This window comes from Amycolatopsis kentuckyensis (genome assembly GCF_002155975.1).
Lineage (GTDB): Bacteria > Actinomycetota > Actinomycetes > Mycobacteriales > Pseudonocardiaceae > Amycolatopsis > Amycolatopsis kentuckyensis.
This window is the reverse complement of the sequence record NZ_MUMI01000357.1, coordinates 1-12,806: the sequence shown is the minus strand read 5'-3', so window position 1 is coordinate 12,806 and position 12,806 is coordinate 1. Positions and strand designations below refer to the sequence as shown.

Sequence of the window (12,806 nt, the reverse complement as noted above, 5' to 3'; positions counted from 1 at the left end):
CGCCGGCCAGCCCGTCGAGGCCGCCCACTCCTGCTCGGCGTAGGAGTTCAGCGCCGTCTGGGCCTGCAGCAGCAGCCGCTGGACCACGCCGACCTCGGTCTCCGTGTGGATTCCGCGCTGCACCAGCGTCACGAAGTCGCGGGCCTTCAGCTCGGCTTCGCGGGTCATCTCCCACGCCGCCGACCAGCACAGCGTGCGCGGGAGCGGCTCGGTGATGTCCGCGATGCGGTCGATCAGGGTGGTCAGCGACGCCGGGTCGAGGCGCATCGTGCAGTACGTCAGGTCGTCGTCGTTGACCAGGACCAGCTTGCCCGCGGGCCGGCCGACCAGGTCCGGCACCTCGGTGCGCTCGCCGTCGACGTCCAGCTCGACGCGCTGGGTCCGGACGATCTTGCCCGACCCGTCCTCGTCGTACACGCCCACGGCGACGCGGTGCGTGCGCAGCTCACCGGCACCCGGCTTCGCGCCGGACTGCACGACGGCGAACGACGTGAACGTCCCGTCCGCGCCGATCTCGTAGCGCGGGCTCAGCGAGTTCAGCCCGGTGGTCTCCAGCCACTGCGCGCTCCACCACGACAGGTCGCGGCCGGACGCCTCCTCCAGCGCGCCCAGCAGGTCGGCCAGCGTCGCGTTGCCCCAGGCGTGCTTGCCGAAGTACACCTTGAGGCCGTCGAGGAAGTGGTCCAGGCCCACGTAGGCGACGAGCTGCTTCAGCACGCTCGCGCCCTTGGCGTAGGTGATGCCGTCGAAGTTGACCTCGACCGCGTGCAGGTCGACGATGTCGGCCGCGATCGGGTGTGTCGAAGGCAGCTGGTCCTGCCGGTAGGCCCACGACTTCTCGATGTTCGCGAAGCTGGTCCACGCGTTCTTGTACTCGGTCGCCTCGGCCTGGGCCAGGACGCTCGCGAAGGTCGCGAACGACTCGTTCAGCCACAGGTCGTCCCACCAGCGCATGGTGACCAGGTCGCCGAACCACATGTGCGCCATCTCGTGCAGCAGCGTCTCGGCGCGCCGCTCGTAGGCGTAGCGGGTGACGCGGCTGCGGAAGACGTAGTCCTCCAGGAACGTCACCGCGCCCGCGTTCTCCATCGCGCCCGCGTTGAACTCGGGTACGAACAGCTGGTCGTACTTGGAGAACGGGTAGGGCGTGCCGAACTTCTCGTGGTAGAAGCCGAAGCCCTGCTTGGTCTCGGTGAACAGCCGGTCGGCGTCCATGTGCTCGGCCAGCGAGGCGCGGCAGTAGATCCCGAGCGGGATGGTCTTGTGCTCGTCGGTGTACTCGTCACGCCACTCGGCGTACGGGCCGGCGACCAGCGCGACGAGGTACGTCGAGATCCGCTCGGACTCCTTGAACACCGTGCGGACGGCGCCTTCCGGCGTCTCCTCGGTGGACTCGACGATCGCGTTGGAGACGACCTTCCAGTCCTTCGGCGCGATCACCGTGAGCCGGTAGACCGACTTCAGGTCGGGCTGGTCGAAGCAGGCGAACATGCGCTTGGCGTCCGCCGTCTCGAACTGCGTGTACAGGTAGACGCCGTCGTCGACCGGGTCGACGAACCGGTGCAGGCCTTCGCCGGTGTTCATGTACCGGCAGTCGGCGGTCACCGTGAGCTCGTTCGACTCGGCCAGTCCGGCCAGCGCGATGCCCTTGTCCTCGACGTACGCGCTGACGTCGACGTCCGCGCCGTTCAGGGTGGCCGAGTGCACGCGGTCGGCGACGAGGTCGACCCACGTCGATTCACCGGCCCGGGCGCTGGAGAACCGGACGGTCGTCGTCGACGCGAAGGTCTTCTCCCCGGGTCCGCCGTGGCCGTCGGTCAGATCGAGCTCGATGTCGTAACCGGTGACGTCGAGCAGATCCGCGCGCAGCTTGGCTTGGTCGCGGGTCAGGTTGGGGGCGGGCACAGGCACCTCTGGTCGTTGGTATCGGTTTTCAACTCCCCGCATCCAATCATGGGGACGGGGTGGCGGGCGATAAGGGAACAACCCCGCGTTTCCCGGTGTTGGCCCGTCGTGTGGGGGTGTGCCCCATCTCGAGACGTCACTCAGGAGTGCCCAGATGACCGCTGCCGAGCAGCCCACGAAGGTCGATTTCTACTTCGACCCGATCTGCCCGTTCGCGTGGATCACCTCCCGCTGGATCCTGGAGGTGGAGAAGCACCGCAACCTGGACCTGAACTTCCGGATCATGAGCCTGTCGGTGCTCAACGAAGGCCGGGACGAGCTGCCCGAGCAGTACAAGGAACTGCTGGCCAAGGGCTGGGGCCCGGTGCGCGTGGCCGTCGCGCTCTCGCAGCTCAAGGGCGAAGAGGTGCTGCGCGAGTACTACACCGAGTTCGGCACCCGCTACCACAACCAGGGCGTCAAGGACTACGACGTGGTCATCAAGGAGGCCCTGGCGGCGATCGGCGCCCCGGCCGAGCTGGCCGAAGCGGCCCACTCGACCGAGTACGACGAGGCGCTGAAGAAGAGCCACCACGAGGGCATGGACCCGGTCGGCCAGGACGTCGGCACCCCGACGATCCACATCGACGGCGTGGCGTTCTTCGGCCCGGTGCTGAGCTCGATCCCGCGCGGCGAAGACGCGCTGAAGGTGTTCGACGGCGCCGTCGCGCTGGCGAGCTACCCGGACTTCTTCGAGCTCAAGCGCACCCGCACGGGCGAGCTGAACTTCGACTAGGGAGTCTGCAGCGCGGCCAAGGTGACGTCGCTGGGGTAGCGGGACGCGGCCACGGCGGCCACCTCGGTCGTCTCGCCGCGGCCCACGCCCGCCTTGAGCGTGATCAGCTCGTGCAGGCCGTCGCGGTGGTAGCGCACGAACTCCGCGTCGACCGGGTCGCCGTGGCCGGGCACGACGACGCGGGGTTCGAGCGCGAGGATCGCGTCGAACGTCTCCGGCCAGGCGGTCAGGTCGGTCTCGTCGCTGAACGAGAACTCGCTGAACCCCGCTTCGGCGTGCTCGACGACGTCGCCGGCGAAGACGACCGCCGCGTCCGGGACGTGCACGACGATGTCGTGGTCGGTGTGCGCCCGGCCGGGGTGCAGCAGGACGGCCGTGCGGCCGCCGAGGTCGAGCTCGACGCGGCCGGTGAACGTGTGGTCCGGCGCCGCGACGGTGGTGCGGGAAATCGCGTCGGCGATGTCCGGCTTGCCCTCTTTGCGGTAGTGCTCGACCCACTTCGCGCGGGCGGAGTCGAGGTCCACGCTCAGCTCGGCGGCGCAGCGCTCGTGCGCCCAGACCTCGCAGGGCAGGAACGCCTCGGTGCCCCAGGCGTGGTCGAAGTGGGCGTGCGTGTAGGCGACGGCCCAGGGCACGGGCGTGATCTCCCGGACCGCGGCGGCCAGCTCGGCGCCCTGTTCGAGGTCGCCGCGGGTGTCGACGACCAGGCAGCGCTCGGCGCCCACCACCAGCCCGACGGTCAGGTCCAGCTCCTCGTAGCGGCGGGCGTACACGCCGTCGGCGACGTCGATCCAGCGGCCGGTCATGCCAGTACTCCTTCGTGCAGGACGGGAGCGGTGTCGCTCACGTCGATCCGCGCGGCCAGTGCGACGTCGCCGCCGTGGCCCGCTTCGGCCAGTTCGCGCCCGGACACGCAGCTCACCACGGCCCCGGCGTCGGCGGACCGGGCGGCGAGAGCGGCTTCGGCGGACATCGAAAGACCGTATCCGGCCAGTGCAGCGGCGATCGCCCCGGCGCCCACCTGGTCCTCCACGCACGGCCGCAGCGGTCCGAACGTTTCGCCCTGGCCGAAAATGTTCACCCCCCAGCGTTCCCCCGCGGCGATCAGCCCGATCGGGCCGCCCAGCTCGTGCGCCTTCGCGGCGACGGCGGAGGCGTTGCGCAGGCAGCCGGCGAGCACGTGCGCGCCGGTCGCCGCCGCGGCGTCGCACAGGGTCGCGCCGTTGGGCGAGGGGAGCGCGAGCAAGGTCCCCGGAGGGATGTCCGTCACAGACGACGGCCGAAGGGTGAATCCGCCCTCGCCCGCGATGACCGCCCCGGCTGCCCGTGCCCGGGCGACCCCGCGCTCGTCGCGCCACCGGACCGGCAGGACCCGGCCGCCGCGGGCCACCACGAGATCCGTGGTCGTGCTGAAGGAAAGCACGTCGACGACCACCAGCACCGCGCACTCGCGGCCGAGCGCGGCGACGCCTTCGGCACCCCAGTCGAGCCGCACGTCGCTGCCGGTCTGCTCCCAGATCCCCACCCCCGGAGCATGCCCGATATCGGCCCTGGTGGCAGACTCCTGACCGTGCGTGTCTACTTGGGATCCGACCATGCCGGTTTCGAGCTGAAGAACCACCTGGTGGCTCACCTGGAGAAGCAGGGCCACGAGGTGACCGACATCGGTCCGCACGTCTACGACGCGGCCGACGACTACCCGGCGTTCTGCGTCGAGACGGCCCTGCGCGTGGTGGCCGACGAAGGCAGCCGCGGCATCGTCGTCGGCGGTTCGGGCAACGGCGAGCAGATCGCCGCCAACAAGGTGCCCGGCGCCCGTGCCGGCCTGGCCTGGAGCGTCGAGACCGCGAAGCTGTGCCGGGAGCACAACCACGCCCAGCTGATCGGTGTCGGTGCCCGGATGCACACCGCCGAGGAGGCCGTCGAGATCGTCGAGGCGTTCCTGGCGACCGAGGTCTCGCCGGAGGAGCGGCACGCCCGCCGCGTCCGGCAGCTGCTGGACTACGAGCGCACCGGGACCCCGCCGGCGTTGCCGGAGGCCTGATGCCCGAGGGGCACACGCTCCACCGGCTCGCGCGGCTGCACAAGCGCCGGTTCGCCGGCGCCCCGGTCGCGGTGAGCAGCCCGCAGGGCCGGTTCGCCGCCGAAGCGTCCCGTTTGGACGGTCAGGTGTTCGCCGGCGCCGAGGCGCACGGCAAGCACCTCTTCCACGACTACGGCCCGCACGGCATCGTGCACATCCACCTGGGGCTCTACGGCACCTTCGGCGAATCGCCGCTGCCCGCGCCCGAACCGGTGGGCCAGGTCCGGCTCCGGCTGGCCGGCCGGACACATTGGACGGACCTGCGCGGGCCCACCCGGTGTGAACTGCTGGCCCCCGAGCAGGCCGACGCGATCAAGGCCCGGCTCGGTCCCGACCCGCTGCGCCGCGACGCGAAACCCGAGCTGGCCTGGGCGCGCATTTCGCGGTCCAAGACGTCGATCGCGGCGCTGCTGATGGACCAGGCGGTGCTCGCGGGGGTCGGCAACGTCTACCGCGCCGAGGTGCTGTTCCGCCACGGCGTCGCGCCGCTGACACCGGGACGCGCGCTGGACCGCGCGCTGTGGGACGACATGTGGGCCGATCTGGTGACCCTGATGCGCGACGGCGTCCGCGTCGGCCGCATCGACACCGTCCGGCCGGAGCACCTGCCGGAGGCGATGGGCCGCGCGGCTCGCGTGGACCGCCACGGCGGCGAGGTCTACGTCTACCGCCGCGCCGGCGAGCCGTGCCTGGTCTGCGGGACGCCGGTGGCGAGCTCGGAACTGGTGGGCCGCAACCTGTACTGGTGTCCCACCTGCCAGCCCTGACGCGGTGCGTGACTCGTTCCTGACGGGTGGCGTCGGGAACGAGTCACGCACCGCGGGACCAGGGGTCAGAAGTCGAAGCCGCCCCCGTCGAAGCCCCCGCCGTCGAACCCGCCTCCGTCGAAGCCGCCGCCCCAGTCGCCGCCGCCGCCGTCTCCGCCGAAGTCGCCTCCGCCGTCGCCACCCGCGTCACCGCCGCCCATGTCGCCGGACTCGAGCGCGTCCTGCTGGCCCGCGTCGTAGCCCGACTCCCAGGCCGAGGCGCTCGCGATGCCGCTCATGCCGGAGAACATCGCGCTGAACAGGAACATCGAGCCCAGGCCCCAGGCACCGGCGACGAGCGCGGGCTTCCACCACGGCTCGCTGTACCAGCCCTGCGGCACCGGACGGCCCGCGACGCGGCCGCCGGGGTAGTAGTACGGCGTGTCCTGGCCCGCGTCGGGGGAGGCGGCGTAGTGCTGGCCCTCGACGTCGACCTCGCGGCGCTCGGTGACCTTGCCGGCGCGCTCGCGCTCGGCCTCCTCCGGCAGCTGCGGGCCGGGGTCCATGCCCATCGCGACCCGCGCGGCGCGGACGTAGTAGAGGCCTTCGACGGCGGTGTCCTTCACCAGCCGGGCCTGCTCGATCGTGCGGGCCTGCTCCAGCTGCGAGCCGGCGGCGTTGTAGCGCTCGCTCGCGTCGGCCATCGCCTGCATCGACGCGGTGTCGTTGCCGTTGAGGTTGAGGACCTGGCCGCCGAGGCGCTCGACCAGGCGCCGGGCGTCGGCCTTGGCGTCGTCCAGCTCCCGCTGCCGGGCCGCGGCGCGCTGCCGCGAGAAATAGAGGCCGCCACCGACGATCACGACGACGAGCACGATCAGGAAGATCGCGGTGCCCATGGACCACTCCCAGAAGTTCCGGCCTCGGTGACCGGTGGCCACCTTTGATTCGGACAACGCGGACGCTACGCGGTGGGTTCCCGGTGAGTGATCGGGCCCACCGCGAGACCTGGCCGAAGAAACTAGAACACGTTATAGTTCGGCCATGAAGTTCACCCTGTCGATCGCGATGAACCCCCTCGATCAGCTGGGCGAGCTCGCCCGGGCCGCCGAAGAGGCCGGCTTCGCCTCCATTGCCCTGCCCGACTCGCTCTTCTACGCCGAAACGGTGGACACGGACTACCCGTACACCCCCGACGGCAGCCGGTTCTGGACCGCGGAGACGCCCTGGGTGGACCCGCTCGTCGCGGCCGCGTCGATGGGCGCGGTGACCAGCCGGATCCGCTTCTACACGTCGGTGCTCAAACTCGGCTCGCGCAACCCGGTGCTGCTGGCCCGCCAGGTCGGCTCGGTGGCGGCGCTCACCGGCGGCCGGTTCGGCCTCGGGCTCGGCGTCGGCTGGCTGCCCCAGGAGTTCGAGTACTGCGGCGTGCCGTTCGAGCGGCGCGGCAAGCGCGTCGACGAAGCCATCGACGTGCTGCGGCTGATCCTCGACGGCGGCATGGTCGAGTACCACGGCGAGTTCTACGACTTCGACAAGATCCAGATGAGCCCCACGCCGCCGGGCCGGGTGCCGTTCTACATCGGCGGCCACACCGAAGTCGCGCTGAAGCGCGCCGCGCGGGTCTCGGACGGCTGGTCGTCGGCGATGATGAAGCTCGACGACCTGCGCTCGACCATCGGCAGGCTGAAGGAACTGCTGGCCGAGCAGGGGCGCGCCGACGACCCGTTCGAGTACCAGGCGGTCTGCATCGACGCCTTCGGCCTGGACGGCTACCGCGCGCAGGCCGAAGCCGGCGTCACCGACGTGATCACCATGCCGTGGGTGTTCGACGGCGTCGGGTTCGACGCGCCGGTCGAGCCCAAGCTCGAGGCGATCCGCAAGTTCGGGGCCGAAATCATCGCGAAGTTCGAGGAGTGACTCCCATGGGCGTGCAGGTCAGCTGGGACACGGCGGCGGAGCAGCCGCCCGCGCGGCGCGCGGCGTACGCGTCGATGACCGCGGTGACGGCGGGGGACAAGGAGGGCTGGCTGGCCCTGTTCGCCCCGGACGCGGTGGTCGAGGACCCGGTCGGCCCGTCGTTCTTCGACGAGGCGGGCAAGGGGCACCACGGCAGGGAGGGCATCGGCGCGTTCTGGGACAAGACCATCGCCAACGTCGAGCGCTTCGAATTCACCATCCGCGACTCCCACGCGGGCGGCGACGAGGTGGCCAACGTCGGCACGATCACGACGTTCCTCCCGGGCGGCTACCGCGTCGACACCGACGGGGTGTTCGTCTACCGGGTCGGCGACGACGGCCTGATCCGGTCGGTGCGGGCGTTCTGGGAGACCGAGCGCGCGATGGCGACGGCCCGCCAGGTCTGACTCCTGCCGTTCCGAAGGCCACCCCGGGATCCGGGGTGGCCTTCTTCGTGCGTGATCGACACATACCGCAACCGCCCCGTTGCGGAAAGAGGGCATTCTGGCGGTTGTTTGCTCAACCGTGCTACTTTTTGCTCATGCAAGCAAAAACGTTCACCGAGAACGCCCGGCGGGCGCAGATCGTCCGCGCGGCGATCGAGACCATCGGTGAACTGGGGTATGCGAAGGCTTCGTTCGGGCAGATCGCGAAACGCGCCGGGCTGAGCAGCACCGGCATGATCTCCTACCACTTCGACGGCAAGGCGGACCTGATCGCCGAAGTCGTCCGGGACGTGCTGGCCACGAGCCTCGCCTACATGCGGGAGCGGATCGACGCGGTGCGGGGGCCGGCGGCGGAGCTGCGGGCCTACATCGAGTCGAACCTGGCGTTCATCGCCGAGCACCCGGTCGAAATCACCGCGCTGCTCGAGAGCCTGCGGCACGGCGGCGGCGTCACCGCGGGCAACGACGACTGGTACCACGGCGCCGTCGACATCCTGGAAACCTGCCTGCGCGAGGGGCAGCGCACCGGCGACTTCGGCCGGTTCGACCCGCGCGTCATGGCGATCACCGTCCGCCAGGCGATCGACGGCATCCACACCGAACTGATCCGGCGTCCCGGCACCGATGTCGACGCCTACGCCGCCGAGCTCGTCGCGATCGTCGAACGAGCCACCGCGCCCGACTGAACTGGGGAAACCATGGCCACCTCGAACACCTCCGGGCGCGTGCTGCGGCCGGTCGTCGCCCTGCTCTACCTGAACCTGCTGATCAGCGTCGCCTTCGCGGTGCTCACCTTCCTGCACAAGGACGGGATCCTCGACTACCAGGTGCTGCACTGGGAGTCGACCGGCCAGGCCGACCCGGCCGACCGGGCCGGCACGCGCTCCTCGCTGGAGAGCGTGCTGTGGATCCGCCCGGTGTCGGTGCTGGTCATCGCGATCGTCTACGTCCGGCTGGCGGGCCGGCTCAAGCTCGGCCGCCGCAGCACCTACGTCCGGCTGATGGTGATCACCGTCCTGGGGCTGGCCGGGCTGGTCTACCTCGTCGTCGCGGCCGAGTTCCCCAACTGGATGCGGGCCGGCCAGGCGGGGCAGGCGCTGGTGCTGCTCGTGCTGTTCCTGCTGCTGTGCACGAAGAGCGTCCGCGGGTACTTCTCGAAGCAGGGCCGAGTCCCCCAGAAGGTGTAACACCGCGAACGGGATTTTCGTTCACATTCTGTTTCCCGGGGATTGTTCGGCGACTCCGGAAAAGATTCAGGTTCCGCAGAAGTAAACGTTACTCGACAGCATCGATCACCCGAATGCCCGAGTGCGGGAGCGGCGGCTTCCACCGTGCGTGGAGTCGCGCGTTCGCGCAGCTTCTGCCGGGTGTACGGGGGGTCGGTGCTCGCCTTGGTGGAACGGGACCTATCGGACATCCTTGCGCGATGGACCCCTGTTGTGTCTCGTTGCGGCACGTAGGGGCAGGTGGTAGCTTCTGATCGTTATCTCCTCGCGGCGAACCGGGCGATCAGGGCAGTAATCGTCCAACGGGAACCGCGGGGATCTGGGGTCTGGGGAAAGGTTGTCCGATGAACGTTTACCGCGGTCCTTCATAAGGGACGCCGAATAACACTTCGCCGGCGGCTCGTGCGCGAGTCGACGGGACTTTTGTCATCACCAGGCACTCGTTGGGGAGCGGTGGGCCCGGTCGATCGACCGTCAAGCATTGCGCGCGACGGCATTTGTTCGCGGCGTGCGCGGCTGTGCTGGTGGTCCACGAAAAGCGCCGTGTTCGGCCCGTCTGGGGTGGCCGCAACGCGGGTCGTGGATCTGCCGAACCCAACAGGCAACGAATTCCTGGGGGAAGTACCTGTCATGCTCATCGAACGTGATTTCGAAACGGCGACGCTGAGTCAGATGCTCGCCGACGCCCACTCCGGGGCCGGCGGTGTCGGCCTGGTGCTCGGCCCGGTCGCCAGCGGCAAGACCGCGCTGCTGGAGACCTTCGGCCGGCAGGCCGCCGGCACCGGCGCGGTCGTGTTGTCCGCCTCCGGCGCCCGGTCCGAAACCGCCGTCGGCCTCGGCGTCGTTTCGCAGCTGGTCCACACGCCGGGTGTCCGCGCGGACGTCGCGGACCAGGTTTCGGCGTACGTGGAGGACGCCGAGGCCGACGCGACGCTGCTGGACAGCCGGTTCCTGCACCGCCTCTCCAGCGCGGTGATCGGCTGGTCGGCCGAGAGCCCGCTGGTCATCTGCGTCGACGACGCCCACCACGCCGATCCCGCGTCGCTGCAGTTCCTGCAGCACATGGCCCGGCGGATCCGGCCGGCCCGGGTGCTCGTGCTGCTCGCCGAACGGGCCGACCCGGGCGAGCGGCGCCCGGTCCGCCACGTCGACCTGATGCGGCGGCCGCACTGCCGCCAGCTGCGGCTGGCGCCGCTGTCCCGCAACGGTGTCGGCGTCCTGCTGGCCGGCAAGCTCGACGAGGACAAGGCCCACGCGCTGGCCGCGCGGTGCTTCGCGGTCAGCGGCGGCAACCCGCTGCTGGCCACGGCGCTGGTGCACGACACCCGCGCGGCCGGCACCGGCGAGGTCGTCGCGGGGGCCGCCTACCGGCACGCGGTGCTCAGCTGCCTGCACTCCAGCGAGCCGCGGGCCCTCGAACTCGCCCGGGCGCTGGCCGTTCTCGGCGACGACGAGCAGTCGCAGATCGCGCTGGCCGGCGGCATGGTCTCGTTCGCGCCGGCCACCACCGAGCCGGTGCGCCGGGCGCTGGAGTCGGCCGGCGTGCTCGACGGGCACCGGTTCCGGCACCCCGAAGCCCGCGTCGCGGTGCTCGAGGAGCTCGACCCCGGTGTCCGGGCCGCCCTGCACGGCCAGGCCGCCCGCCTGCTGTTCGACCAGGGTGCCCGCCCGACCGCCATCGCCGCCCACGTGGTGGCGGGGAACCTGGACGAGCCGTGGACCGAGCACCTGCTGTCCGAGGCGTCGGAGGCGGCGCTGCTCGAGGACGACGTCGAGCTGGCCCGAGCCTGCATCGCGATGGCGAGCCGCTGCTGCACCGACGACCGCGACCGGGCGATCGCCAAGGCGTCGCTGGCCGACATCGAATGGCGGACCACCCCGGCGAAGGCGATGCGCCGGCTGCCGGAGCTGGTGCACGCGACCCGCGCCGGGCACCTGCCCGGCATCCGGGTCGTCGGCATCTTCGAGTTCCTGCTCTGGTTCGGCCGGGTCGACGAAGCCGTCGAGATCTCGAAGGCGTTCGGCGATCTCGTCGACTGCCGGGACCGCCGGACGCGCGGCGAGCTGCTGACGCTCGACTCGTGGCTGGCCAGCTCGGTGCCGGGGATGCGGCACCTGATCGAGCCGATGCTCGCCACGATCACCGACGACACGCCGGCGCCGCAGCTCGGGCTCGCGGTGAACTCGCAGCTGAAGGCGATCGACGCGCTGACCAGCGCGGTCCGCGAAGGTCCGTCCGAGGCCGCCGTGCTCGACGCCGAGCAGGTGCTCGAAGGCACCCGGATGACCGACATCACCCTGCGGCACCTGGTGTTCGCGGCGACGGTGCTGGTCTACGCCGAACGTCTCGGCAAGGCCGCCACCTGGGCGGATCACCTGATGGCGCAGGCCGCCGGCCGCCCGGCGCCGACCTGGCAGGCGTCGCTGGCGGAGCTGCGCGCGGAGGTCGCCCTGCGGCAGGGCGACCTGCCGCTCGCCGCCCGGAACGCGAAGGTCGCGCTGACGAAGATGACCCCGGAAGCGTGGGGCATCGGCGTGGGCGCGCCGCTGGCGACCCTGCTGGCCGCGCTGACCGAGATGGGCCGGTTCGACGAAGCGGCCGAGCTGCTCAACCAGCCGGTGCCGGACGCGCTCGGCGAAACCCGGTTCGGCCTGCACTACCTGCACGCGCGCGGGCACTACTACCTCGCGACGGGCCGGCTGCCGACGGCGCTGAACGACTTCCTCGCCTGCGGGCAGCAGATGGCCCGGTGGAAGCTGGACCAGCCGTCGCTCGTGCCGTGGCGCTCCAGCGCCGCCGAGGTCCACTTGAAGCTGGGCGACCGCGAGAAGGCTCGTCAGCTCGCCGAAGAGCAGGCGGCGAAGCTCGGCCCGGACTGCGGCGACCGCACCCGCGGCATCACGCTGCGGACGCTGGCGCTGGTGGCCGACCCGGCGCGGCGGCCGAAGCTGATGCAGGAAGCGGCGGACGTGCTCGAGAAGTCCGGCGCCAAGCTGGAACTGGCCCGGACGCTCGCCGAGCTGAGCCGGGCGGGTGGCGACACCGCCACCGCGCGCACGGCCGCCCGGGACGCCCGGGTGCTGGCCAAGGAATGCGGCGCGGAGCTGCTGCGCAAGACGTTCCTCGACGGCGGTGACGACGACGTGGTGGTCGCACTCCGCGGCCGGGTCGCCCCGGCCGACGTCAAGCTGCTGACCGACGCCGAGCAGCGGGTCGGCTGGCTCGCCGCGCGCGGGCACACCAACCGGGAGATCGCCAGCCAGCTCTACATCACCGTCAGCACGGTGGAACAGCACCTGACGCGCGTCTACCGCAAGCTGAGCGTCAGCCGCCGTCGCGACCTGGCCTCGGAGCCGCAGCTGCGAGTGCCGGAGCAGCAGGAGCGCCTGCCGGGCATACCCCGGCCGCCGGTGGCGGTCAACCACCGGGCGCCGGCGCCGCCGGCGCGCCGTCCACTGAGGCCGGTGCCGCCGGTGCGCTGACGCCGGGCACGAAAGGCCGGGATCCCGCGTGGGTCCCGGCCTTTTCCGTTCGCCGGGGCCCCTAGGCGCGCCCCTAGGTTTCCCCGCGGGGCCACTGACTTGACGCCGGATTCATTGACAAAGAAACCGCGTCCCACGAGCGTGGACGTCGTTGCCGGGCACCGGATTCGGCGCGATCTTCGCGGC

General features: G+C 71.1%; 12 protein-coding genes. 8 read left to right on the top strand and 4 right to left on the bottom strand.

Features of this window, described 5'->3' with window-relative positions:
- On the bottom strand, nucleotides 1-1,905 hold a 1,905-nt coding region (gene pepN / locus CCN39_RS30965), incomplete at its 3' end, for an aminopeptidase N (RefSeq protein ID WP_086847949.1).
- A gap of 154 nt (nucleotides 1,906-2,059) precedes the next feature.
- On the opposite strand from pepN, the gene CCN39_RS30960 reads away from it, so the two are divergent.
- A complete protein-coding gene (locus CCN39_RS30960) occupies nucleotides 2,060-2,680 on the top strand; it encodes a mycothiol-dependent nitroreductase Rv2466c family protein (protein ID WP_086847947.1) in 621 nt (206 codons plus the stop codon).
- On the opposite strand, the gene CCN39_RS30955 is transcribed toward CCN39_RS30960, so the two are convergent.
- Together CCN39_RS30955 and CCN39_RS30950 are read right to left on the bottom strand one after the other, a co-directional pair.
- Nucleotides 2,677-3,486: an MBL fold metallo-hydrolase gene (locus tag CCN39_RS30955; RefSeq protein ID WP_086847946.1), complete on the bottom strand. Its 810-nt coding sequence runs from the start codon at nucleotides 3,484-3,486 to the stop codon at nucleotides 2,677-2,679. The two genes, CCN39_RS30960 and CCN39_RS30955, sit on opposite strands and share 4 nt — an antisense overlap.
- The gene (locus CCN39_RS30950) at nucleotides 3,483-4,205 is read right to left on the bottom strand and encodes a 2-phosphosulfolactate phosphatase (RefSeq protein ID WP_086847944.1); all 723 of its coding nucleotides are present in this window, start codon (nucleotides 4,203-4,205) and stop codon (nucleotides 3,483-3,485) included. Before CCN39_RS30950 ends, CCN39_RS30955 begins: the two co-directional genes overlap by 4 nt.
- Before the next feature lie 45 nt (nucleotides 4,206-4,250).
- Here CCN39_RS30950 and CCN39_RS30945 point away from each other — a divergent pair, with 45 nt between their 5' ends.
- Both CCN39_RS30945 and CCN39_RS30940 read left to right on the top strand, forming a co-directional pair.
- Complete coding sequence (locus CCN39_RS30945) at nucleotides 4,251-4,724, top strand: ribose-5-phosphate isomerase (RefSeq protein ID WP_086847942.1); 474 nt, start codon at nucleotides 4,251-4,253, stop codon at nucleotides 4,722-4,724.
- Nucleotides 4,724-5,530 carry an Fpg/Nei family DNA glycosylase gene (locus CCN39_RS30940; protein ID WP_086847940.1) on the top strand — a complete coding sequence of 269 codons (807 nt, stop codon included), beginning with the start codon at nucleotides 4,724-4,726 and terminating at the stop codon, nucleotides 5,528-5,530. Before CCN39_RS30945 ends, CCN39_RS30940 begins: the two co-directional genes overlap by 1 nt.
- A gap of 65 nt (nucleotides 5,531-5,595) precedes the next feature.
- On the opposite strand, the gene CCN39_RS30935 is transcribed toward CCN39_RS30940, so the two are convergent.
- Nucleotides 5,596-6,405 carry a hypothetical protein gene (locus tag CCN39_RS30935; RefSeq protein WP_086847938.1) on the bottom strand — a complete coding sequence of 270 codons (810 nt, stop codon included), beginning with the start codon at nucleotides 6,403-6,405 and terminating at the stop codon, nucleotides 5,596-5,598.
- A gap of 145 nt (nucleotides 6,406-6,550) precedes the next feature.
- Between CCN39_RS30935 and CCN39_RS30930 the strand changes: the two genes are divergently transcribed.
- From CCN39_RS30930 to CCN39_RS30910, 5 genes are all read left to right on the top strand, one after another.
- Nucleotides 6,551-7,426 (top strand): LLM class F420-dependent oxidoreductase, encoded by an 876-nt coding sequence (locus CCN39_RS30930; protein ID WP_086847935.1) that lies wholly within the window; start codon nucleotides 6,551-6,553, stop codon nucleotides 7,424-7,426.
- Nucleotides 7,427-7,431: 5 nt separating this feature from the next.
- Nucleotides 7,432-7,872 (top strand): nuclear transport factor 2 family protein, encoded by a 441-nt coding sequence (locus CCN39_RS30925; protein WP_086847934.1) that lies wholly within the window; start codon nucleotides 7,432-7,434, stop codon nucleotides 7,870-7,872.
- A gap of 134 nt (nucleotides 7,873-8,006) precedes the next feature.
- Entirely contained in the window at nucleotides 8,007-8,597 is a 591-nt protein-coding gene (locus tag CCN39_RS30920) for a TetR/AcrR family transcriptional regulator (protein WP_086847932.1), read from the top strand.
- A gap of 12 nt (nucleotides 8,598-8,609) precedes the next feature.
- Complete coding sequence (locus CCN39_RS30915; RefSeq protein WP_086847930.1) at nucleotides 8,610-9,098, top strand: hypothetical protein; 489 nt, start codon at nucleotides 8,610-8,612, stop codon at nucleotides 9,096-9,098.
- Between the two features lie 669 nt (nucleotides 9,099-9,767).
- Entirely contained in the window at nucleotides 9,768-12,620 is a 2,853-nt protein-coding gene (locus tag CCN39_RS30910; protein ID WP_086847928.1) for a helix-turn-helix transcriptional regulator, read from the top strand.
- Nucleotides 12,621-12,806 lie beyond the last annotated feature (186 nt).

Excerpts from the sequence above, each read along its gene's own strand:
- CCN39_RS30920 (WP_086847932.1), top strand. The coding sequence starts at position 8,007 with ATGCAAGCAAAAACGTTCACCGAGAACGCCCGGCGGGCGCAGATCGTC.
- CCN39_RS30960 (WP_086847947.1), top strand. The coding sequence starts at position 2,060 with ATGACCGCTGCCGAGCAGCCCACGAAGGTCGATTTCTACTTCGACCCG.
- CCN39_RS30930 (WP_086847935.1), top strand. The coding sequence starts at position 6,551 with ATGAAGTTCACCCTGTCGATCGCGATGAACCCCCTCGATCAGCTGGGC.
- CCN39_RS30940 (WP_086847940.1), top strand. The coding sequence starts at position 4,724 with ATGCCCGAGGGGCACACGCTCCACCGGCTCGCGCGGCTGCACAAGCGC.
- CCN39_RS30955 (WP_086847946.1), bottom strand. The coding sequence starts at position 3,486 with ATGACCGGCCGCTGGATCGACGTCGCCGACGGCGTGTACGCCCGCCGC.
- CCN39_RS30910 (WP_086847928.1), top strand. The coding sequence starts at position 9,768 with ATGCTCATCGAACGTGATTTCGAAACGGCGACGCTGAGTCAGATGCTC.
- CCN39_RS30935 (WP_086847938.1), bottom strand. The coding sequence starts at position 6,405 with ATGGGCACCGCGATCTTCCTGATCGTGCTCGTCGTCGTGATCGTCGGT.
- CCN39_RS30925 (WP_086847934.1), top strand. The coding sequence starts at position 7,432 with ATGGGCGTGCAGGTCAGCTGGGACACGGCGGCGGAGCAGCCGCCCGCG.
- CCN39_RS30915 (WP_086847930.1), top strand. The coding sequence starts at position 8,610 with ATGGCCACCTCGAACACCTCCGGGCGCGTGCTGCGGCCGGTCGTCGCC.